This is a genomic window from Leptolyngbya sp. PL-A3 (assembly GCF_039962325.1).
Lineage (GTDB): Bacteria > Cyanobacteriota > Cyanobacteriia > Elainellales > Elainellaceae > Vacuolonema.
Map to the genome: position 1 here is coordinate 35,327 of NZ_JAMPLB010000044.1, position 22,068 is coordinate 57,394.

Annotated in this window: 20 protein-coding genes; 17 read left to right on the plus strand and 3 right to left on the minus strand. The window is 50.7% G+C overall.

Annotated features, from left to right (window positions below; genetic code table 11):
* Positions 1 to 31 precede the first annotated feature (31 nt).
* The 4 genes from NDI52_RS24660 (at position 32) to NDI52_RS24675 (ending at position 5,370) form a co-directional block, all read left to right on the plus strand.
* Complete coding sequence (locus NDI52_RS24660; protein ID WP_190774016.1) at positions 32 to 3,424, plus strand: tetratricopeptide repeat protein; 3,393 nt, start codon at positions 32 to 34, stop codon at positions 3,422 to 3,424.
* Positions 3,425 to 4,142: 718 nt separating this feature from the next.
* Positions 4,143 to 4,667: a hypothetical protein gene (locus tag NDI52_RS24665; RefSeq protein ID WP_190774017.1), complete on the plus strand. Its 525-nt coding sequence runs from the start codon at positions 4,143 to 4,145 to the stop codon at positions 4,665 to 4,667.
* Between the two features lie 236 nt (positions 4,668 to 4,903).
* On the plus strand, positions 4,904 to 5,023 hold the full coding sequence (locus NDI52_RS24670; RefSeq protein ID WP_242035648.1) for an IS1-like element transposase: 120 nt from the start codon (positions 4,904 to 4,906) through the stop codon (positions 5,021 to 5,023).
* Complete coding sequence (locus NDI52_RS24675; RefSeq protein WP_242045963.1) at positions 5,017 to 5,370, plus strand: IS1 family transposase; 354 nt, start codon at positions 5,017 to 5,019, stop codon at positions 5,368 to 5,370. Before NDI52_RS24670 ends, NDI52_RS24675 begins: the two co-directional genes overlap by 7 nt.
* 428 nt (positions 5,371 to 5,798) lie before the next feature.
* On the opposite strand, the gene NDI52_RS24680 is transcribed toward NDI52_RS24675, so the two are convergent.
* Together NDI52_RS24680 and NDI52_RS24685 are read right to left on the minus strand one after the other, a co-directional pair.
* Complete coding sequence (locus NDI52_RS24680) at positions 5,799 to 6,461, minus strand: class I SAM-dependent methyltransferase (RefSeq protein WP_190773707.1); 663 nt, start codon at positions 6,459 to 6,461, stop codon at positions 5,799 to 5,801.
* Positions 6,462 to 6,610: 149 nt separating this feature from the next.
* Positions 6,611 to 7,222 carry a thioredoxin family protein gene (locus NDI52_RS24685; protein WP_190773706.1) on the minus strand — a complete coding sequence of 204 codons (612 nt, stop codon included), beginning with the start codon at positions 7,220 to 7,222 and terminating at the stop codon, positions 6,611 to 6,613.
* 763 nt (positions 7,223 to 7,985) lie between these two features.
* Between NDI52_RS24685 and NDI52_RS24690 the strand changes: the two genes are divergently transcribed.
* The 6 genes from NDI52_RS24690 to NDI52_RS24715 all read left to right on the plus strand — a co-directional run bounded on the left by NDI52_RS24690 (position 7,986) and on the right by NDI52_RS24715 (position 14,180).
* Complete coding sequence (locus NDI52_RS24690; RefSeq protein WP_190773705.1) at positions 7,986 to 8,789, plus strand: ATP-binding cassette domain-containing protein; 804 nt, start codon at positions 7,986 to 7,988, stop codon at positions 8,787 to 8,789.
* A 127-nt stretch (positions 8,790 to 8,916) separates the two neighbouring features.
* On the plus strand, positions 8,917 to 10,503 hold the full coding sequence (locus NDI52_RS24695; protein WP_242035646.1) for an FAD-binding protein: 1,587 nt from the start codon (positions 8,917 to 8,919) through the stop codon (positions 10,501 to 10,503).
* The gene (locus NDI52_RS24700; RefSeq protein ID WP_190773703.1) at positions 10,500 to 10,844 is read left to right on the plus strand and encodes a 4Fe-4S binding protein; all 345 of its coding nucleotides are present in this window, start codon (positions 10,500 to 10,502) and stop codon (positions 10,842 to 10,844) included. The genes NDI52_RS24695 and NDI52_RS24700 overlap by 4 nt, the downstream gene beginning before the upstream one ends.
* 153 nt (positions 10,845 to 10,997) lie before the next feature.
* Positions 10,998 to 12,017 (plus strand): ABC transporter substrate-binding protein, encoded by a 1,020-nt coding sequence (locus NDI52_RS24705; RefSeq protein WP_190773702.1) that lies wholly within the window; start codon positions 10,998 to 11,000, stop codon positions 12,015 to 12,017.
* Between the two features lie 81 nt (positions 12,018 to 12,098).
* Complete coding sequence (locus tag NDI52_RS24710; protein WP_190773701.1) at positions 12,099 to 12,905, plus strand: ABC transporter permease subunit; 807 nt, start codon at positions 12,099 to 12,101, stop codon at positions 12,903 to 12,905.
* 3 nt (positions 12,906 to 12,908) lie between these two features.
* Entirely contained in the window at positions 12,909 to 14,180 is a 1,272-nt protein-coding gene (locus NDI52_RS24715) for an MFS transporter (protein ID WP_190773700.1), read from the plus strand.
* Between the two features lie 214 nt (positions 14,181 to 14,394).
* On the opposite strand, the gene NDI52_RS24720 is transcribed toward NDI52_RS24715, so the two are convergent.
* Positions 14,395 to 14,712 (minus strand): hypothetical protein, encoded by a 318-nt coding sequence (locus NDI52_RS24720; protein WP_190773699.1) that lies wholly within the window; start codon positions 14,710 to 14,712, stop codon positions 14,395 to 14,397.
* Between the two features lie 167 nt (positions 14,713 to 14,879).
* On the opposite strand from NDI52_RS24720, the gene NDI52_RS24725 reads away from it, so the two are divergent.
* The 7 genes from NDI52_RS24725 to NDI52_RS24755 all read left to right on the plus strand — a co-directional run bounded on the left by NDI52_RS24725 (position 14,880) and on the right by NDI52_RS24755 (position 21,184).
* The gene (locus NDI52_RS24725) at positions 14,880 to 15,413 is read left to right on the plus strand and encodes an OsmC family protein (protein ID WP_190773698.1); all 534 of its coding nucleotides are present in this window, start codon (positions 14,880 to 14,882) and stop codon (positions 15,411 to 15,413) included.
* Between the two features lie 5 nt (positions 15,414 to 15,418).
* Positions 15,419 to 16,585 carry an acyl-CoA dehydrogenase family protein gene (locus NDI52_RS24730; protein WP_190773697.1) on the plus strand — a complete coding sequence of 389 codons (1,167 nt, stop codon included), beginning with the start codon at positions 15,419 to 15,421 and terminating at the stop codon, positions 16,583 to 16,585.
* Between the two features lie 90 nt (positions 16,586 to 16,675).
* Positions 16,676 to 17,539, plus strand: coding sequence for an ABC transporter ATP-binding protein (locus NDI52_RS24735; protein ID WP_190773696.1), 864 nt, complete (start codon positions 16,676 to 16,678; stop codon positions 17,537 to 17,539).
* 36 nt (positions 17,540 to 17,575) lie between these two features.
* Positions 17,576 to 18,844: an ABC transporter substrate-binding protein gene (locus tag NDI52_RS24740; protein ID WP_190773695.1), complete on the plus strand. Its 1,269-nt coding sequence runs from the start codon at positions 17,576 to 17,578 to the stop codon at positions 18,842 to 18,844.
* A 6-nt stretch (positions 18,845 to 18,850) separates the two neighbouring features.
* Entirely contained in the window at positions 18,851 to 19,636 is a 786-nt protein-coding gene (locus tag NDI52_RS24745) for an ABC transporter permease (RefSeq protein ID WP_190773694.1), read from the plus strand.
* Between the two features lie 173 nt (positions 19,637 to 19,809).
* Complete coding sequence (locus tag NDI52_RS24750) at positions 19,810 to 20,409, plus strand: TetR/AcrR family transcriptional regulator (protein ID WP_190773693.1); 600 nt, start codon at positions 19,810 to 19,812, stop codon at positions 20,407 to 20,409.
* Positions 20,410 to 20,512: 103 nt separating this feature from the next.
* Positions 20,513 to 21,184: a methyltransferase domain-containing protein gene (locus NDI52_RS24755; RefSeq protein WP_190773692.1), complete on the plus strand. Its 672-nt coding sequence runs from the start codon at positions 20,513 to 20,515 to the stop codon at positions 21,182 to 21,184.
* Positions 21,185 to 22,068 lie beyond the last annotated feature (884 nt).

Consider the following 22,068-nt stretch of genomic DNA (forward strand, 5'->3'; position numbering starts at 1 on the left):
GTAGAAGAAATGCTCTAGCCAGTGCCTTCCCATGTGCCTCCGGAACCCTTCCCTGGACTTCCCGACCCTACCGCTGATCGCCTTTGTTGTATCCGTTCTCCCATCGATTCTGGCGTCTTCCCCAGAAGTAGCCTGGGCTCAGGAGGCTAGTAGTTTTCAATCCCAGATTCTAACGGGACAACTGGATACCAATGACCCAACCTCACCGGGTGGCCGTTACTACGATGTTCATACCTTTTCCGGTAACGCAGGGCAGGCTATTGCAATCGAGATGAAAAGTGGGGAGTTTGATACCCGTCTCACGTTGCTCGATAGAGAAAGAAATCTAATTGCAGAGAACGATGATCGGGATGGAACAAATTCTCGCATTGTTGTGGTGTTGCCCTCTGCTGGAACCTATACCCTTGTTGCCAGTTCCTACAGTGTTGGCGCGTTAGGCTCCTATACGCTGCATCTACAGGAGTCCTCTGCTCAGGCTGTGGAATTAGAAGCACAGTTAGCAACGGCCAGTCGCCTAAATCAACAAGTAATTCAGCTTTATAGGGAGGGGCGTTATGAGGAAGCCTTACCCCTGGCTCAGCAAGCGTTGGCCCTACGGGAAACAGCGCTGGGAAGCAACCATCCTGGTGTGGGTACTAGCCTCAATAATTTGGCATTGTTGTATCAGGAACAGGGGAACTACAGGACCGCTGAACTCCTCTATCAGCGATCGCTTTCTATCCGGGAAAGTGCCCTGGGAGACAATCATCCGGATGTGGCCCAAAGCCTCAATAATCTAGCATTGTTGTATCGTCTTCAGGGGAACTATGGGGCTGCCGAACCTCTCTATCAACGATCGCTCTCCATTTATGAAGCCACCCTCGGAGACAATCATCCGGATGTGGCTCAAAGCCTCAATAATTTGGCATCGTTGTACCAGGCAGAAAGTAACTATGGGGCTGCCGAACTTCTCTATCAACGATCGCTCTCCATTCGTGAAAGCACCTTGGGAGAAAACCATCCCGATGTAGCCGTTAGCCTCAATAATCTGGCATCACTGTATCAAGACCAAGGGAACTATAGGGCCACTGAACCCCTCTATCAGCGATCGCTCTCCATCCTTGAAAGTACCTTGGGGGAAAATCATCCCGATGTGGCCATTAGCCTCAATAATTTGGCGGAGTTATATCGTCTCCAGGGGAACTACGAGGCTGCCGAACCTCTCTATCAGCGATCGCTCTCTATTCGAGAAAGTGCCCTGGGAGAAAATCATCCGGATGTCGCCACTAGCCTCAATAATCTGGCATTGATATACCAGGCACAGGGGAACTACAGGGCCGCCGAACCCCTGTATCAGCGATCGCTCTCCATTTATGAGACTGCCCTGGGAGAAAACCATCCCGATGTGGGCAGTAGCCTCAATAATCTGGCCTCGTTGTATCGAGTGCAGGGGAACTATAGGGTTGCTGAACCTCTCTATCAACGATCGCTTTCCATCCGAGAAAGTGCCCTGGGAGAAAATCATCCGGATGTCGCCACCACCCTCAATAATCTGGCACTGTTGTATCGAGCGCAGGGGAACTATCGGATCGCTGAACCCCTGTATCAGCGATCACTCTCCATTTATGAAAGCGCACTGGGAGAAAACCATCCCAATGTAGCCCTAAGCCTCAGTAATTTGAGTGTCCTATCCTGGAGCCAGGAAGATATAACCGCTGCTCTAATGTGGATGAATCGCTCCGCTGAAATTGAGGAGACAAATCTTGCTCTGATGTTAGCGATCGGTTCTGAAGCCCGTAAGCAAGCTTACTTAAACACCCTGGCAGGGACAGCAAATAGAGCTATTTCCCTACATATGCAGGCAGCCGAAGAGCAACCGGAAGCGGCACGCCTAGCATTGACAACCCTGTTACGCCGTAAGGGGCGAGTGCTAGAGGCTACCAGTGATACTTTTCTGGCCCTACGACAACAGTTAACCCCAGAAAACCAGGCATTGTTGGAGGAACTACGGTTGGTGGAGACTCAGCGGGCCAGTGCAGTGTTTGAAGACACGGTAGTCGATGCAGAAAGGCTGAGAACGCTTGAGAACCGTGCCGAGGAATTGCAGAATCTTTTAGCCCAGCGCAGTGCAGAATTCCGTGCCGAAACGCAACCTGCTACCATTGCAGCCGTCCAACAACAAATCCCCGCGGATGCGGCTCTTGTAGAACTGGTGCGCTACCAGCCCTACAACCCCACAGCCTCACAGCAGGAGCAGTGGGGAGCACCGCGCTATGCTGCCTATGTGTTGCAGCAAGGCGGCGAACCCCGCTGGGTCGATTTGGGGGAAGCAACTCCTATCGACGCACAAGTCTTCGCTTTCCGAGAGGCTCTTCGCAGTAGCCAATCGGATGTGCAGAGAGTGGCTCGTTCCCTGGATGCCCAATTAATGCAGCCAATTCGGGCATTAGTGGGCGATGCCACCCATCTCCTGATATCACCAGATGGACAACTCAGCCTCATCCCCTTTGCCGCCCTGATGGATGAGAATAATCAGTACCTTGTGAAACGCTACACCTTCACCTATCTTTCTTCAGGCCGTGAGTTACTGCGAACAAGACGGCACACTACTCCTCGTCAAGGGGCCGTGTTAGTAGCCAACCCTGATTTTGGCCAAGCCCAGTTTCCTGTAGCCGCGAGGGTAGAAGGTGATCGCCCCGCTACCGGCTCTACCCGTTCCGTTGACTTCAACACCCTCACAGGTTTCGCTCCTCTCCCTGGCACCCAGCAGGAGGCAGAAGCGATCGTCCCCCTCCTACCCAATCTCACCCTCCTGGAAGGTTCCCAGGCTACAGAAGAGCGGCTCAAAGAAGTGCAAGGCCCCAGCCTTTTACACATTGCCACCCACGGCTTCTTCTTGCAGGATCAAGAATGCCTCGCAGCTTCGAATGTTCGTAGCCTAGGCGATGCCACCGCTGTCATTGAGTCTACTGGCGACAGTACCCCTTGTATTCCTACCCCACGTACTGTGGAGAATCCGTTGCTGCGCTCGGGGTTAGTGTTGGCGGGGGTAAATGGGCGATCGCAGCGCCAGGGCAACCGTGAGGATGGTGTACTCACCGCGCAGGAAGTGGCTCAACTTGACCTGTACGGAACCCAATTGGTGGTGCTGTCTGCTTGTGAAACAGGACTTGGAAACGTCGTCAACGGCGAAGGCGTCTATGGCTTACGAAGAGCCTTTGGGTTGGCGGGAGCGGAAAGCCAACTGATGAGTCTGTGGAAAGTGGATGACACAGGCACCAGTCAGTTGATGAGCCGATACTACCAGCGCTTAATGGCTGGAGAAGGTCGCAGTGCTGCTCTTCGAGACGTGCAACTAGAACTTCTTAACACGGGGGCGTACAGTCATCCCTATTACTGGGCAAGCTTCATCTTCTCTGGTGAATGGCAACCCTTAGAAGAGTAACTAATAAGAGATTCAGGACTTACGCAAGCCCGCTATCCATAGTGTATTTGTGTTGTGGGTGGGGTGCTTCGCACCCCACCCACAACACAAATGCGTAAGTCCTGAGATTGCAAATCGCTAAAAAACTTATGGAGCAAGCCTTTAGAAAATCACAAAATCATATATTTCATATCCATCAACCATTCCTTGAAGCATTCTTAAAACTGCCTGACCCGTTATTAGCCATCCGGGAGGAGGGTTAAGGTAGGTTTCAAATACAAACCGAAAGCATGGGTACTGTTTGCAGATAAACCCCAAGGGTTACGCACCCGACCTGTAACTAAGGAGATTTCTGAGAAACAATATCCCCATTATTTGGAAAAAAGGCGCGGCGAAGCCGCGCCTTTTTTCCAAATAATGGGGAAGTTCTTATCTGGAAATCTCCTAAGTGCAGTGGAATAACGGAGATTAATGAGCTGATTTGAGAGGCTGGCTATTGCTAAGCCTAAACGTTAGCTTGCTTTACCCTTGGTGAAAATGTACGTTTCCGCCTTAAAACATAGTGCGATCGCAGCAGTAGAGCTTTCAAAACTGACAACATTTATACCGTTTTGTTTAGGCCTGTCTCCTTCATAAGGGAGAACGAAGTCAGGGAATTTGCGCTTAGGCTGGGAAGTTAAGGATAGCTTGTCACGCTTCTAATTTACAAGCGTCCAACACTCAAAAAAGGAGTTGTTTTATGAGTAACGAGTTAGATAAAGAGCATAGGGAACATGACGCTAACCGCGATCCGCTCTCTGGTGAACCGGGTGCCCATCCCGTTGGTACGGGAGTTGGAGCAGCAGGTGCTGGAGCAGCGGGTGCTGCCATTGGCGGTGCGATCGGTGGTCCAGTTGGAGCAGTTGTAGGGGCTGTAGTTGGTTCTGTAAGCGGTGGTTTAGCTGGTAAGCGAGTCGCTGAAAGTGTAAATCCAACGGTTGAAGACAACTACTGGCGTGAGAACTACACGACCCGTTCTTATGTAGAACCTGGTTCCACCTACGAAGACTATCAACCAGCCTACCGCACTGGATATGAAGGTTACTCGCGGTATGGCACAACGGGTAAAACCTACGACGAGCTTGAGCCAGACCTACGGCAAGACTACGAACGCAATCACAGTGGTGCGCGCTTGGGCTGGGAGAAGGCGAAGCATGCTTCTCGTGATGCATGGGATCGAGTTGAACGAGCGGTTCCTGGTGATGCAGACCACGATGGCAAGTAGACTTCTTGTTAGGTAGCGATAGCAACTCAAGGGCTGGAGGATAGACCTTCAGCCCTTTGTTATGCCATCCTAGATGGCCTCTGCATGCGGGGGAGCAGACGTGGTCAAACATCCAAAATCAGCCGAAGGCAAACAGCGTTATTAAGTGTCGTCACCAAGACTGTACATTAAGCACCTTCATTCGGCATTATTCCTATAAAGGATATCTTCCTGGAGTCAAGCAGCAAGTGGCGGATATGGCTGTCAATGGCAGTGGCATCCGTGACACGGCTCGGGTACTGGGCATTAGTCCCACCACTGTCATTGAGGAATTAAAAAATCTCGTCATCTGGTTCCCGTTAACGAAGCATTGTTAGAGCAGTTGCCTCACCCCCAGCAACGTGAAATCATCCTGCAGCAGGTGGATGAAGCCGAAATAGACGAGATGTGGAGCTTTGTGGGAAGAAAGAAGCAGGAACGCTGGTTATGGCATGCGATCGATCATCAAACGGGTAAAATCCTAGCTTACGTCTTGGCTCCTCATATCGATGTTGCATTGAAAGAATTAATGGTGCTGCTTGCTCCTTTTGGTATTCGTCGCTTTTATACTGACCGATGGGGAGCCTATGCCAGAATTCTTGATGAGGACCAACATGAAGTGGGTAAGCACTATACCCAAAAGATTGAACGCAAGCATCTCAATGTACGAACTCGGATTAAATGATTAGCGCGGAAAACGATTTGTTTTTCCACGTCTGAATGGTTACACGATATCGTCATCGGTTATTCATACACCGTTACGAATTTGGTCGTGCTGTTTAGCACCATCCACAGGTCTAGAACACTACCCTCATTTTTAGCCACGGACTTAGGAGATTTCCAGTAATGAAATTACCCCCCAGAATGTTGGTGCTTTGCCCGCGAAGCGGGCAAAGCACCAACATTCTGGGTAAATTCTTATGCAGAAACCTCCTTAACCTCCAAGACAGTATCTGTACTTAGGGTCTTGGGATGATTTTGCAACTTATCCCACGCTTTTTTGAGGCACAACCCATGCCACTCAGGATCTCGACAACGTTGTTCAAGCCCTGCAGGGCTGCAGGGCTGCAGTTGTCACCATCAAAAATCTGGATGAATGAGTTTTGTCATCCCCTACTGCTTAAATGCCAGCGTTAACCCATCACCAATTGGAACCAAGCTCAAGAAGATGCGATCGTCCTCTTGCAATTGCTGATTAAACTCTCGCAAGATAACCGTTTGTTGATCTTGAATATCGGGTTGTGCGACTCGGCCTGACCAAAGCACATTATCGATCGCAATCAAACCACCCGGTCGGATTAGTTGTAGTAGCTTTTCATAGTAGTAACTGTAATTATCTTTATCCGCATCAATGAAAGCAAAATCGAATGTATTTGCTTCACCATTTGCAAGTAACTGGTCCAAGGTTTCTAGGGCAGGAGCGAGGCGTAGATTAATCTTGTGGTCGACTCCGGCGGCTTGCCAGTAGCGGCGAGCTACCTGGGTAAACTCTTCACTAACATCACAGGCGATTAGTTGCCCTTTGGGAGGTAGTGCTAATGCAATTCGCAATGCACTGTATCCGGTAAATACCCCAAGTTCTAAAGCTTTTTTAGCTCCGAGTAGTTGCACTAACAAAGCCATAAATTGGCCCTGTTCAGGGGCAATTTGCATATTAGCTTTAGGATGTCGTGCAGTTTCCTCCCGAAGCTGAAACAGAATTTCGGGCTCCCGTAGCGAAACAGAGAGAAGGTAATCGTAAAGTTGATTGTCGAGAGAAATTGTTTTATTCGCCATACCATTACCTCTGAAATGTTTGGAAGATAAATCCGTTTCAGGATGCCGTTAAAAAAGCGGGTATAGTGGCACACTAATACCCGCGCCCATCAAACACAATACGCGATGCTGCTATACCACAACGGATGCAACGATGTTAAGCTACCAGCCTAAGAGGCCGTGCCCACAGGGATAGCTTCACTGTTGTAGTAAGACGGTTCATTCCCCACTTTCCATTTGATGTTGCAGCCAATGCTGGGCTTTTGTTCTGACAGGACTGCTTGATCCGCGAGAATGGCATCAATGGCGTTTCTCAAGTCCTGACCTGTAACAGAAACTTCATTACTGGGGCGGCTATCGTCGAATTGGCCACGGTAAACGAGTTTGCGATCGCCATCAAACAGGAAGAAATCCGGTGTACAGGCGGCGTTGTAGGCCTTAGCAATTTCTTGAGTTTCGTCAAATACAAAGGGAAAGTTAAAGGATGCAGCTTCGGCAAACGCCTTAACTTTATCCGGAGCATCATCGGGATAATGGGTGGGATCATTAGAGCTGATAGCAACAATTCCCAAGCTCTGCTTAGCGTAATCTTGTCCAAGCTTTGCTAAGCCCTGTTGAATATGTTTAACAAAGGGACAGTGGGGGCTGGCAAAGATCACAAGAAGTGCTTTCCGATCGGAGAAATCTGTTAAGGAAATTTCCTTTCCAGATACAACATCTGGAAGCTGAAAATTGGGAGCGATCGTCCCTAAAGCCAACATTGTAGAAGCTGTTTTCGGCATAGAAACCTTTTAACTGGACACAATGGGTTTGAGAGGAAATTGCAGCATGAATACTCTGCAATAAAGGCTGAGGTAGTAGTAAAAATCCCTTTTAAGGAAAAAGATTGCTTCTTGTATTCAGGATCACAGAGGCAAGTAACCTGATACCAAAATGCTACCGAACAATAAATAACCATAGACATCAAGTAAAAACTTGTATCCCGAGTCACATGAATCAATAAATATGAAAAAGTAATTAAATACTTCAATGTTGACCAAGCCACATTTCAAGAATTGAAAGAGTTCTCCGATTGATAGAACCTTGGGTTTGAAAGGCATTTAGTTCAGGTGATAAAAACTATTTCGGATAACCTTCTCTCTCATAATTTGTAGTTATTCGTATACTGAGTCACACCTAAAAACTAGATATAAATGAAAACTACTTGTATTGGTAAAACTTGAGAAGAGTGGTTGAGTTTTTAGAGAAATAGAGTATAGTTTGGCTTAATCCCGGAGAGGAAGGTGAATATTTTTCATATTCTTCTTGTTGGGTTAAAATCGGATTTTTGTTGAAGTGAAGCTGTCGCTATTCTTGTTATTTCTTTCAGATCTAACCAGGCTTACAGGAAGACCTTTTCAGCCACACTTACCTGAAGAGTTGTGAATGATGGCAAGAGTTGCTTGTGCCGACCTTAACCAGCCTTGGACTGCAATATTTTATTTTCGCAAAGTTGTGACCTGCACAACAATTTTATGAAGCTATTTAGATCAAGGAGATTCATTTATGGCCTGGAATCATAACAGTAGCTATTTGCAAATTCACAATTTAACAAAACGCTATGACAACAACGCTGTTTTGAAGGGCGTTAATTTAGAGGTGATGCCTGGGGAATTTGTTGCGATCGTTGGACGTAGTGGTTGTGGCAAAAGTACATTGCTGCGTTTGCTGGCGGGTCTGGAGAAGCCAAGCCAGGGGCAAATTCTAGTTAATGGACAGCCTGTCAATGACCTGAACGGAGCAACACGGGTAATGTTCCAGAATGCTCGACTTCTGCCATGGAAACGGGTGTTGGATAATGTGGGCATGGGCCTACTGCATCATCGTCGAGATTGGCGAAAGCGGGCGGAGTATGTTCTGCATCAAGTGGGCCTGGGGGAAAAAGTTCGAGAGTATCCTGCGTTCCTATCCGGTGGGCAGCGCCAACGGGTTGCCCTGGCCCGAGCTCTGGCCAGTAATCCATCGCTGCTACTGCTCGATGAGCCGTTGAGTGCTCTCGATGCCCTGACTCGGCTTGAAATGCAGCGGCTTGTAGAAGAGCTGTGGCAAGCCCAGCAATTCACAACATTGCTAGTGACCCACGATATTCAAGAGGCTGTTTTATTGGGCGATCGCATCGTCCTCATCGATCAGGGCCAGATTGCTCTGGAGGTTGTGGTCTCACTGCCACGCCCCCGAGACCCCGGGCATCCAGAGTTTACAGCAACGGTTCAGCAGATTCTCAAGCGTGTCATGAGCCGTACTGAGGAAACTCTGGTAACGAACGATTTAACCCTCGGCCCTTTGGCAGAAGTTCTGCTAGGCACATGATTTTGAGTGCACGAAGATATTTCTTCTGAATCTACAAAGCCATGTTTTCGGCGTTACAGCATGTTTGATTTTAGTCTCGATAGTTATGGCAAATATTTCTTCAAACCCTTCACGTTGTGTCACAAGTATGCCATTGCGGACTGATGTATTAGTCATTGGAGGTGGGCCTGCGGGAGCATGGGCAGCCTGGAGCGCAGCATCTCAAGGGGCCAACGTCATTCTGGTGGAGAAGGGATATTGTGGTACCAGTGGAGCAACCGCTTCAACTGGTAGTACTGTCTGGTATGTCCCACCGATTGAGGAAAAGCGCCAGGCTGTGATTGAAAAGCGATTGCTCCTCAGTGGCGAACTGGCTGATCGCTCCTGGATGTACCGTGTTTTAGAACAAACTCATCAAGGTGTTCATAACCTGGAAACCTGGGGGTATCCCTTTCCCCTGGATGACCAAGGGCAGGTCTATCGGCGATCGCTTCAAGGCCCTGAATACATGCGTCTCATGCGCCGTCAGGTCATTCGAGCCGGGGTAAAAATTTTTGACCACAGCCCTGCCCTGGAACTTCTTGTCACGACGGATGGAACCGTTGCTGGAGCCGCAGGGATTCACCGTCAGAGCGGTGAACGTTGGACGGTGCTGGCAGGGGCCGTGGTGATTGCCTCTGGAGGCTGTGCATTTCTGAGCAAGGCTTTGGGATGTAATGTGCTCACTGGGGATGGTTACCTGATGGCTGCGGAGGCGGGAAGCGAACTCTCTGGAATGGAGTTTTCCAATGTTTATGGCATTGTGGCTCAAGGGGCTTCGGTTACCAAAAACGCTTTCTTTCGCTGGGCAACATTTACGACGGAGGATGGCTCGCTAATCGAAGGGGCTAACGCCGGTAAAGGCCGCCCATTGATTGCCCGAACGTTGTTGAAGCAGCCCGTCTATGCCCAACTGGAGGCCGATGAGCGCACGAAAGCAGCAATGCGGCGGGCACAACCCAACTTCTTCCTCCCCTTCGATCGCACCAGTATTGATCCATTTAGCCAACGCTTTCCTATTACGCTACGCCTGGAAGGCACTGTACGGGGAACGGGGGGCTTGCGCATTGTGGATGAATCTTGCGCTACATCGGTGCCGGGTTTGTATGCTGCGGGAGATGCAGCCAGCCGAGAAATTATCTGCGGTGGAACCTCAGGAGGCGGCAGCTTAAATGCGGCGTGGGCGATTTCATCGGGTACCTGGTCAGGGGCGGCGGCGGCGCGATTTGCACAAAGTTTGGGGGCACGGCTGGGCGATCGCCCCATCTTCCACCTCAACGGAGCCGGGCTCACCTCCTCAAGTTATAAAGAAGCATTGCTTCCCAATCAGGTCGTCAGCGGAGTACAGGATGAAGTCTTTCCCTACGATCGCAACCTGTTCCGTAGCGAGCAATCCCTCAAAAATTCCATTAGTCGCCTGGATAACCTGTGGCAAACCCTGAACCAGGGGCTAGCCTTCTCCCCCGACCAGGCGCTTCGAGCACGGGAAGCGGTCGCGATGACAGCCACTGCTCGATGGATGTATAACACGGCCTTGCAACGCAAGGAAAGCCGAGGGATGCACAAACGCGAAGACTATCCAGACCTGGATCAAACGCAGAACCATCGCTTGATCAGTTGGGGACTCGATCGCGTTTGGGTAGAACCGAACGGGCGATCGCAATCATCCCTTGTAAAGGAGGCTGTAGCACTGTGATTGAACTTGTTATTCAATCCCGTTGCATCGGGTGTGACCTGTGCGTCAAAGTTTGTCCCACAAATGTTTTTGAGGCGGTGGAGGGGGCGGCTCCGGCGATCGCTCGTCAGCAGGATTGTCAAACCTGTTTTATGTGCGAGGTGTATTGTCCTGTGGATGCTCTTTATGTGGCACCGGACGCGGATCAGCCCTCTAGGATGGATGAGGGGGCGATCGTGGAGTCTGGTTTTGTGGGTAGCTATCGAGAGGCCGTTGGTTGGGGCAAAGGGCGTACTCCTGGAGCGGCGATCGATGAGTCCTACTATACTCACCGTTTTATGGAAGCACTGAACAATCGTTAATCCTTTGCGGTTAAGGGTTACCAGTTAAATAGCTTGTGGGGTGGGTATCTTGCCTGCCTGGAATTTGGGCGGGCAAGATACCCACCCCACAAAGATTACTTACTCTGTAGGTGCTGTTTTTTTGCTTTGTAGTTCATTTACAGATTTGGCGTTATGGCATACACAATTTCTTCTTCTCGGCGTTTTACTTCCTGGTTCGCAGCAAGTCTTTCCCTTTCCTTAACGTTGTTAACAAGTTGTACAACTCCGTCAACCAATAGTTCTAATACAGCATCAACGACGCAAGCATCTTCGACTGAAGCTGTTACCCTGCGTATTGGTTTCACCGCAGCCGATGGAGGCAAATTACCCATTGGCCCCATTGGTTGGGCCGAGCACAAAGGCTACTTGGATGATGCCCTTGCAGATGTGGGTATAAGCGACGTTCAATTCGCTGGTTTTGATAGTGGCCCAGCGGTCAACGAAGCCGTTGCAGCGAGCGAACTAGACATATCGATGAACGGAGATACCCCAGCGATCGTAGGTAAAACCAATGGTTTAAGAACTCGTCTGGTCAATCTTAATCAAGTCGGTATTAACGTCTATTTGATCAGTAAAAAAGATGGGCCAACCTCCCTGGAGCAATTGAAGGGGAAAACAGTGGGTGTCCGGGTGGGCGCAATTCCGCACCGCTATTTAGTTGGTGTTCTGGAAAAGACAGGCTTAAGTGATGTAAAACTGGTCAATCTCAACAATAGTGAGGGAGAAGCCGCCTTGGCTCGGGGGGATATTGATGCCTACGCGGCGACCTCTGCTCTTGCCTTTCGTCTCAAATCCCAGGGGTATACCGTCATTGATGAAGCTGCCAATCATGCAGATCTAACCGGCTCCAATATCACCAGCATTACTGAAGAGTTTTTGAAAGAACATCCGGATTTCGTCCAGAAATGGTACGAGGTGATTCAAAAAGCTACCGATGAGATTAAGTCAAACCCTCAAGCCTATTACCAATTTGTCAGTGAGATTAACGACCAACCTCTCGATGTGTCTGAATTCACCTCACCCACTGACCTTTACCCATCTGAACCGTTACCAGCCGATGGACTTGAACGACTCCGCAAAACCCAACAGTTTCTCGTTGATGAAAAAATCGTGAAGTCTCAATTCCCCTTTGATGAGTGGGTATATCGCTAAGTCGATAGTCGAAATGATTCTTGTTCATGTCCATAGCGCATGAACAAGAATCACCTTGTATTCGCACTTTTGGAATGAAAAATGGCCCAACAACGTTCCTGGAAAGGAAAGCTGTGGCAGCGTTCTAAACCCTGGGTTATGCCTGTGGCGCTGCTACTAATCTGGCAACTTCTGGCACAACTGGGATGGTTACGAGTTGAATTGATGCCTCCACCATCCAGCGTTTTGAGTGCAACAGTTGAATTAATTGAAAGTGGTGAGTTGCTGCATCACATGGCTGTTAGCTCAGCCCGAGCGGTTGCTGGCTTCATTGTGGGAGGTGGCTTTGGCTTTTTGTTAGGGCTACTGAATGGGCTCTCTCGCAGCGCCGAAGAATATCTCGATGCATCTATGCAAATGCTTCGCAATATTCCCAACCTGGCGATGGTCCCCCTGGCTATTCTCTGGTTTGGAATTCATGAGGAATCTAAGCTATTTCTAGTGGCGATTGGTGTCTTTTTCCCGATTTACATGAATACATTTCATGGAGTTCGCAGTGTTGACCCAGAACTTATTGAAATGTCAAAGGTTTATGGTCTGCGTTCCTGGAATTTGTTCTGGCATGTAATCTTGCCGGGTGCAATGTCATCTATTCTGATTGGATTTCGCCATTCCTTAGGCATTACCTGGGTCACCATTATAGTGGCTGAGACGATCGCCGCTGACTCTGGCATTGGCTACCTGGCAACCCAGGGTCGCGAGTTTCTGCGTACGGACATCGTGATGCTATGCGTCATTCTGTATGCTCTGCTCGGTAAACTTGCTGATTCCGCCGCTCGGATGTTGGAGCAGTCCTGGTTGCGCTGGCACCCAGGGTATCAAAATCCTCGTCTGAACGAAGCCGGTTAATTCATGCCACTGCTACAACATCGCAAGCGAGGCCTGAACCTGTCTGCCTTTCAGTCCCGCAACTATCGTTTATTTTTTCTAGGACAGGGCCTGTCTATGACGGGCACCTTCATGACTCAAATCGCTACGGTTTGGATCATTTACGACCTGACCCATTCGGCCCTTTTACTGGGAATAACCGGCTTTCTGGGGCAGCTCCCGACCTTCCTGCTTGCCCCCTTTTCTGGTGTTCTGGCCGATCGCTGGAACCGCCATCGTCTTCTGATCTTGATCCAGCTTCTAGGCCTGGTCAACTCAGCCCTTCTCACCCTACTTAACTACTCCAATCACCTTTCCCCGATCGCTCTCATTCTCCTCAGCACTGTAGCAGGGCTCATGCGGGGATTAGATGTGCCCGTTCGGCAAGCGTTTGTGATTGAGATGGTCGATCGCCGGGAAGATTTGACCAGTGCGATCGCCCTCAACTCTGCCTTGATCAATGCCGCTCGTTTGGTTGGGCCTGCCATTGCGGGTGTGTTGATTGCAGCAGTTGGTGCAGGTAGTTGCTTTCTGCTGGATACCCTCAGTTATGGCGTTGTAATTGCGGCTCTGATGCTGATGCAGGTGAAGGAACAGCGATCGCAGGAAGGGCAATCGGCAAATATGTGGCAACGGCTCCGGGAAGGTTGGAACTATGCTTACCATTTCCTTCCGATTCGCTCTCTATTGCTGCTGCTGGCAACAATGAGCCTACTCGGCATGTCTTACCTGACGCTTTTGCCCATTGTTGCGGTGGATATTTTAGGCGGTGGCTCCGAAACCCTTGGATTTCTCACAGCTGCATCGGGGGTCGGTGCGTTGACAGCTGCTATTTACCTGAGTTCTCGCCATACGGTTGTGGGACTGGTCAGACTGATCGCCTGCTGTCCTGCGTTGCTCGGTGTAAGCCTGATTGTTTTTTCTCAATCTCGTATACTTTGGTTTTCTCTGCTTCTGATGGGCGTTGCAGGGTTTAGCTCAATTTTACAAGCGGCCTCAACCAACACTGTTATCCAGACGATTGTTGATGACAGTAAACGGGGGCGAGTCATGAGCTTTTATGCCATGTCCTTTATGGGAATGGCTCCCTTTGGCCATCTTTTGCTGGGAAGCTTAGCCAGTTTGATTGGAACACCCAACACACTTATTCTAGGCGGATGCTGCTGCGTTATTAGCTCGCTCATATTTGCCAAACAATTACCCCATCTGCGACAGATCGTTTATCCCATTTATGTCAATTTAGGAATTTTGTCCTAACGATGCCAGTAATTCTCATTTTGGAATCAGGCCCGAAAATTGCCCATCGAAGGTGGGCAGTTCTCGGCTTTGAAACCCATGATGAGAATTGCTGTAATGATGGAGCATCTCCATCCCCTGTTGCCTGGAACTGGTGCCAGAAATGATTACCGCTGAGCCAGAGAAAATAGAGCAACTCCAGCCACCGCAACTATTAGAGGTTGGCCTATCAGGTTCAGGAACAGCAGCACAGCCCCATAGATGCTTGACTAGGAGTGCAGTTCTGCCCTGCTATCTGGGCTTGCTGTATTGCCCGCCGCTGGTACTCAGGCAGCACCGCATTGTAAGCCCAAAAATTGAATGTTCTGAATCTTGGCGAGCTGCTGGTTCTTTTTGCAAAGATGACAATGCGATCGCGCAGCATTACCCAACCACGCCAACGCGAGAATTTTTCAAGCTCAATCGAATTTAAATTCAATTTGAATTTAAATTCACTTGAAATTGATTTAGATATGTGCGACTCTTCTACATGTGCTGCTTCTTGCTCGGCCAAGGTGCTCAGATAGCCTTAATTCAGGCATGAAATCAGTTCATTGCTTAGATTCGATTGCTAGCTGCTGCTCTTTGGTTAGAGCATGAGCGGGCTTAAAGATGTCCTGTTGTACACAGGCTTTTTTCTGACGCTCCTACTAAATAGAACGTTCTAGTTGAATAAAAACCATGCCTGAATCAACGGTAGAAACTCAAACACTTCGCCCTGTAAGCCTGGATGGGCTGCATCAACTGGCGGAAAAAGCGAAAAGCAATCCCCATCAGATTGCTACGGTCAAGGCTAAAACGGTTTGCGAAGGGCAGTTTCGCAACCTCAACTACGTGCGAAATTTGCCAGCTCACGTAATTGATGAGCCTCCCACGCTGCTGGGACAGGATACCGCCCCCAATCCTTCAGAGGCAGTATTAGCAGCCCTTGGGTCCTGCCTATCGGTAGGCATTCACGCCAACGCCATTATTCGCGGGATTCACCTCACCAAGCTGGAGCTGCACCTGGAGGGAGACATTAATATCACTGGGGTTTGGGGTATTGGTGACCTGTCCGAGAAGCGCCTGGGATTTAGCGATATTCGGGTCAAGGTCGATCTGGAGGGCGACGCCAGCCGAGAAGAACTTGATGCGCTGGTGGCTCATGCCAATGCCTGGTCACCCGTGGCCAATACGCTGCGATTGCCAGTCAATGTCGAAGTTTCCCTGGCTTGAACCTGATGGATACTAATGCCCTACTGGAAAAGGTTGCTCCCCTAGCTTCTAAGGTACGGACGCCTGAGCCTTTCTCTCTAGAAACTGTCAAAGCAACCGTGGCGCAAACCCTGGCTCCTGCAGCCGCCACCATTGATGCCCAGGGTATTTATCCCCGCGAGTTTATGCAGCAGTTGGGACACTTAGGGGGCTTTGGGCAAACAGTGACCCCTGCGTTTGGTGGCCAGGGGCAGGGGTTTCGCTCAGCCATACAGGTGATTGAGACGGTTTCTCAAGCCTGTCTTTGCACAGGGTTTATCACCTGGTGCCATATCGCCTGCGTTTGGTACACGCAGAATAGCGAGAACCTGGCTCTTAAACAAGCGCTTTTACCTGCGATCGCCACTGGCACACAGTTTGCGGCCACGGGGTTATCGAACCCGATGAAGCACTTTGCTGCCATCGAAAAAATCGCGCTGGTGGCGGAGCGCCGCGCCGGGGGATATGTAATTAATGGCCTGCTACCCTGGGTGTCAAACCTGGGGCCGGGGCACGTCTTTGCCGTAGCCGCTCAAATTGCCGGAACTGAGGACTACTTAATGGCTGTTGTGAGCGATCGCATTCCCGGCCTCACCCTCAAACCAACGGCGCATTTCATTGCTCTAGAAGGAAGCAACACCTTTAGCTGCCAGTTTCGCGATGTCTTTGTGGCTGATGAATGGGTACTGGCGGCCCCCTGTGCCGATTACATTGAGCGGATCAAGTCGGGCTTTGTACTGGCTCAGGTGGGGATGGGTCTGGGGTTGGTTCAGGCCTGTGTCGAGAGTATGGAGCGATCGAATCGCCGCTATGGTCATGTGAATGGCTATCTGGATGATTCTTATGATGCGATCGCCCCTGATCTGGAGAGGCTGCGGGCACAAACTTATGCACTGGCGGATCACCTCAATGGTGATTCAGCCCCATCGTCGCCAGGGTTCTTTCGCCAGGTGGTTCAGGCCCGAGCCGATGCGTCGGTGCTGTCTTTGAGAGCTGCTCAAGCCGCGATGCTCCATGCCGGGGCCAGAAGCTACTTGCTCGATAGCCCAGAAGCCCGACGGCTACGGGAAGCTAATTTTGTGGCCATTGTCACACCAGCGCTCAAGCATTTGAAAAAACTGCTGAAGACCCTACCCGACGCGCCAACGGCTTGAGCAGCAGGCTTGTTGCAAACGTCTGTAATTTTGCTGTCCAGCCCAATCGCCCCGATTTCCTAATAAGAACTTTTTTCAAGGGAGGTGGCTATGACCACTGAACCGCGCTCGTTCTTCTCGCATACGGCTGCAATTTCTCCTCTGCCCACTCAGTCCTATGCCTCTGAGGCATCCCCTGCTTTGATGGTGCGGGGCTTAGGCAAGCAGTACGTCACGCCCAAGAGGCGGCTCACCGTTTTTGATGGGATTGATCTGGATGTTCAACCGGGAGAACTGGTTTGTCTGCTAGGCCCTAGTGGTTGCGGCAAGTCGTCTCTGCTGCTGACCATTGCCGGATTGCAATCGGCGGATCGGGGGGATGTGTGGGTTGAGGGGCAGGCGATTCGCTCTCCTCATCCCAGTATTGGCCTGATGTTTCAGGAGGCGGCGTTGCTGCCCTGGCTAACGGTGCAGCAAAACATAGCGGTGGGGCTTCAGCTCCGGCATATGCCGCGTCTGTCTCGACCCGCGTTGCGCAGCCGCATTGATCAAGCGCTCCTGAGTGTGGGGTTGCAGGATTTTCGCTACAGCTACCCGCACCAGTTGTCTGGCGGTATGGCTCAGCGAGTGGCGATCGCCCGCACCATTGCCCGCCAACCCCGGCTGCTGCTCATGGATGAGCCCTTTAGCGCGCTCGATGCGATTACCCGCCTGGAGATGCAGCAGCTCTTGCTCAACATCATTGCTCAGCAGCACTGTGCCGTTTTGCTCGTCACTCACGACATTGATGAGGCGCTTTTGCTGAGCGATCGCATTTTGCTTATGGGCCGCAATCCCGGACATATTTATCAATCCTGGCGAGTGACGGCGGCTCAGCCGCGACTACGCCACACCCAAGATCTGATGACTCTGCGCGCTGAGATCTTGGCAGCTCTCTCTGATGTCATGGCTGAGCCTGCTGCTATGACGGTTTAACCTCCACAATCCTGACAAAATTTCTTTGCAAGTATCATGCTCAATTCCCTGTGCGCCTGCTGCGGCATTAATCGCCGCGACTTTCTCAAACTGGCCTCACTTTTTTCCGGCTCAGCCGTCCTCAGTGCGGCTGTAGGCGGCTGCAACTCTCAGCCGACCGCTTCTGTCGGAACCACTGCAGGTGGCCAGCCCAACACATCCGGCGGATTGGATCAGCCGGTTAAGATTGGTTATTTGCCCATTCTTGATGCCTCCCCCCTGCTCATTGCCCATGCCCAAAAGCTGTACGAAGCGGAAGGGCTGGCCGCCGAGCAGCCCGTATTGTTTCGATCTTGGGCAGCCATCGTGGAAGCCTTTTTAGCGCGTCAGGTTAATGTGGTGCATCTGCTTAGCCCGGTTACGGTATGGCTGCGCTATGGTCGCCAGTTGCCCGGCAAAATTGTCGCCTGGAACCATACCGATGGCTCAGCCCTGACGGTACAGCCCGAAATTAACCAGGTTGAAGACCTGGGGGGACAAACTGTTGCCGTTCCCTTCTGGTACTCGATCCACAACGTAGTGCTACAACAATTGCTCACTCAAGCCGGGTTAACGGTGGTACGCAAGGCTGAGAACGAAACCATTGCCCCCAATGAAGTGAACCTGGTGGTGCTGCCGCCGCCCGAAATGGTTTCTGCCCTGGCTAACAAGAGCATTGCGGGCTACATCGTTGCCGAACCCTTTAATGCGGCTGGGGAAACCTCTAAAGCTGGTAAGGTACTCCGCTTTACGGGCGATGTTTGGCGAAATCACGCCTGCTGCGTCGTCTTTTTGCACGAAGACGACATTACGCAGCGGCCCCAATGGACTCAGGGCGTCGTCAATGCCATTGTCAAAAGCCAGCACTGGATGCGCGATCACCGTTCCGAGGCGGCCCAAATTCTCGCTAAGGAAAACGGTTCCTACACGCCTCACCCCGAAGCTGTGCTGCAAAAGGTGCTAACCGGCTTCGACTCAGCCGCCTATGCCAAGCAAGGAGCCATCCAGCATCCAGAATGGGCCGCTCAGCGAATTGATTTTCAACCCTTCCCCTTCCCCTCCTATACCGAGGAACTGGTGCGTCTGCTTCAGCAAACCCAGGTTGAAGGCGAAACGGCTTTTCTAAAGCAGCTCAACCCTACGGAAGTCGCCCGAGATCTGGTTGATGATTCCTTCGTGAAGCAGGCTCTACAGCAGGTAGGCGGCCCACAAGCCTTTGGCATACCGGAATCTTTGCTACGAGAAGAAACCTTCAAAGCCCAGCGCAGCCTGTCCTTCCTCGGTTAATATCCCATGCCTGACTCCCTCACCCGCCCATCTCAGCAAAGGTTGCGGCTCGCCATTCCGCTTCCCCTTTGGGGTGTCCTGGCGAGTGTGCTGCTGTGGTGGCTCGCCACGACGCCTGTGCTGCATTCTAGCCTCGTACTGCATGACTTTTCGCCTGAACGAGCCTTTGCAGCGACACTGCAACTGTTAACGTCAGGGGCGATCGCCCCTCACATCTGGGCCAGTCTGCGACGAGTATTTGTGGGCCTTGCCACAGCGACCATTCTGGGAATTCCTCTAGGGTTACTGGTAGGGCTGTCGCGCCCGATAGAGCAGTCGACCTCTGTGCTGTTTCAGTTTGTTCGCATGATTTCGCCCCTTTCCTGGATGCCCATTGCGGTAATGGCGTTTGGCATTGGGGATATGCCGGTCTACTTTTTGCTCACCATTGCCGCTATCTGGCCGCTGATGTTGAGCACAGCAGCAGGTGTAGCCGCGGTCGATCGCCGCTGGCTGCTGCTATCGCGCAGCCTGTGCGCTACGCGAGGGGAGACGGTGCGCAAGATTATTGTGCCGGCGATCGCCCCTCACATCCTGACGGGCCTGCGCCTTGCCATCGGGATTATCTGGATCGTGCTGGTGCCTGCCGAAATGCTGGGAGTCAGGGCTGGGCTGGGATATTACATTTTGGATACGCGCGATCGCCTGGCCTACTCCGAATTAGTGGCTGTAATTTTAATCATTGGCCTGATTGGCTACCTGCTGGACACGGGCTTTCGTGCAGCGAGCCGAGCATGGCATCATGAAGGTTGAATCATCACCCTATCATCAGTCCGTTTAGCATTATATTTGTTGCCAAGAACTGGTGTTGCAAACACCAAACTTTGCAACATGGGGGTTTGGGGACTTCGCCCCCAAGAAGGGATTTCACCCCTTCACCCCTTACAAAACTTTCGTTTTGCTGTACTAGGAATTGAGAACCAGGCATGGTTAATCGCAAACGCACACGCGAAGACATTCTGGAGGCCATGCTTGGGAGCGTTCACCAGAAAGGACTCAACAGCATCGGGCTGACTGAACTCTTGAAAGTCAGCGGAGCCTCGTCGGGCAGTTTCTATCACTACTTTGCTTCTAAAGATGAGCTGGGCCATGCGCTGATCGACTTTGATTGGCACCGTCTTAAAAACACTCTCATCGATCCTGCCACCGATCACTCTGATGACCCTATTGCACAGATTCTCTGGATGATTGATGTCTTGGAAGGTAAGCATTTGCAATCCAACGGCTGCTTTGGGTGCTTCCTCGGCAACCTGGTGGTGGATTTAGCCGAGTACAACCCTTCATTTCGAGAGCATTTGATTGCCGTGTTTGATCAGTGGCAGCAGGCGTTCGCCAGTCGGTTAACCCTAGGCAAATCTCAGTTAAAAGCTGAGGTCGTACCCGAAACTCTGGCAGAAGAAATGCTTACAGTCATCCAGGGAGTGTTATTGCTGGGGCGGTTGTATCAGCAGCCCAATCGACTGAAAGCCGGATTTAATCAAGTACGTCAGCTTTTCTATAGCGCACTGCAACAGCCTCCTGTTTAGTGGCGTTGCCAATCCAAGTATATTTTTATGGTGTGAAACCTTCGGCTTTACGTCACAAAAACATATCCCATTAAGTCATAGACCTGTTTAGCAGCCCGTCAATATGGAAACTTTGGTTCAGCAGCAGTATGACAAGCTAGCAGCTATTTATGACAGGCGTTGGAAGTCCTACATCACTCGCACGCTAACGTTTCTTGAAGCATGGACACAGATAGAACCACAGGAATCCGTTTTAGATGTTGCTTGTGGGACTGGAGAGTTTGAGCGGCGAGTTCTAAAGAAAAATCCAGACCACATCATATTGGGAGTTGACTTTTCTGAGAACATGCTGGCTTTGGCTCGTAAGAAGTGCCAGGACTATCGTAATGTCCGGTTTGAGGCTGCCTCTGCGACAGCGATTCCTGCACCTGCTCAAGCCTATGATGTCGTGGTTTGTGCGAATGCTTTTCACTACTTTGAGCAGCCAGAGCAGGCATTACAGGAGATGGGGCGAGTTCTAAAACCCGAAGGCCGGCTTGTCATCCTAGATTGGTGCCGAGATTTCTGGGCCTGCCAACTCTGCGACTGGTTGCTCAAGTTGATTGACCCCGCTCATCAGCGCTGTTACACCCAAGCTGAACTAAACTCGATGCTGGAGTCAGCCGATTTTCATATCCAACAGAGCCGAAGAATACGATTTGGCTTAGTTTGGGGGTTAATGGTTGCAACTGCTGTTCCTCAAGTCATTATGTCGCAAATATCGGTCGTTTATCCTACTAAGGAGATTTCCAGATAAGAACTTCCCCATTATTTGGGAAAAAGGCGCGGCTTCGCCGCGCCTTTTTCCTAAATAATGGGGATATTGTTTCTCAGGAACCTCCTCAGTTCGCATCACCTTAACAGAGACGGAATTGGGGACGAAGAAGGTTAGGACTTTTGCAGATGCCTGCTAGAGGCACTCGGATCTGCTGTTCTAAAAGAAATCACTATCCTTCGGCTGGACCTATGGAAAAACCCGCTCTGAAAATCAGAACGGGTTAGCGTATGGAGAATCAAACCATGAATTCTTGTCGGCTCGACACAGGACTTTAGTTGATCCTTGCGTGTCGGAAAACTTTCGTCTGGGGAGACTATGCTTATAGTCGCATTCCCTAATCTTTGTCTATACCGCAGGTTCACCCGAATCTATCGCTGTGGCCGATGGGTTGAATCCGTATACTCTCGGATGAGCGATCACAGCCACAAGCCGAATCCTTAGTTTCGGTGTGGACAACAAAAAGATAGAGGCGAGACATTTGGTAGGTATTTGAAGAGATAGGGGATTAGAGAGCAGGGAAAACGGTAGAAGCTATCCCCTAAACGCTTCAACTGGTTCTACAAAGCTTCATAGTCGCTCTTATAGACTGTTAGGTAGCAGTGTGTTGTTGAATCTTCAGATTTATGATGAAAGAGGACTCAATTATTGTGCACGACCACCGGACGGTTCAGTTGCAGTGACCCGAACCTTCAGCAAATTCCCCGCAATCAAGGAATGCGCCGTTGCTTTGTCCCTGCACCCCAACACAAACTAGTACTCAGCGGCTTAAGTTTGCCTATGATTAGAGGGTTGCACTGCTCCCTAAGATTATGCCTGGACTCCGCCCTCCAGTTTTGACCCTTAGCCCCAGCGACCAAGCAGCT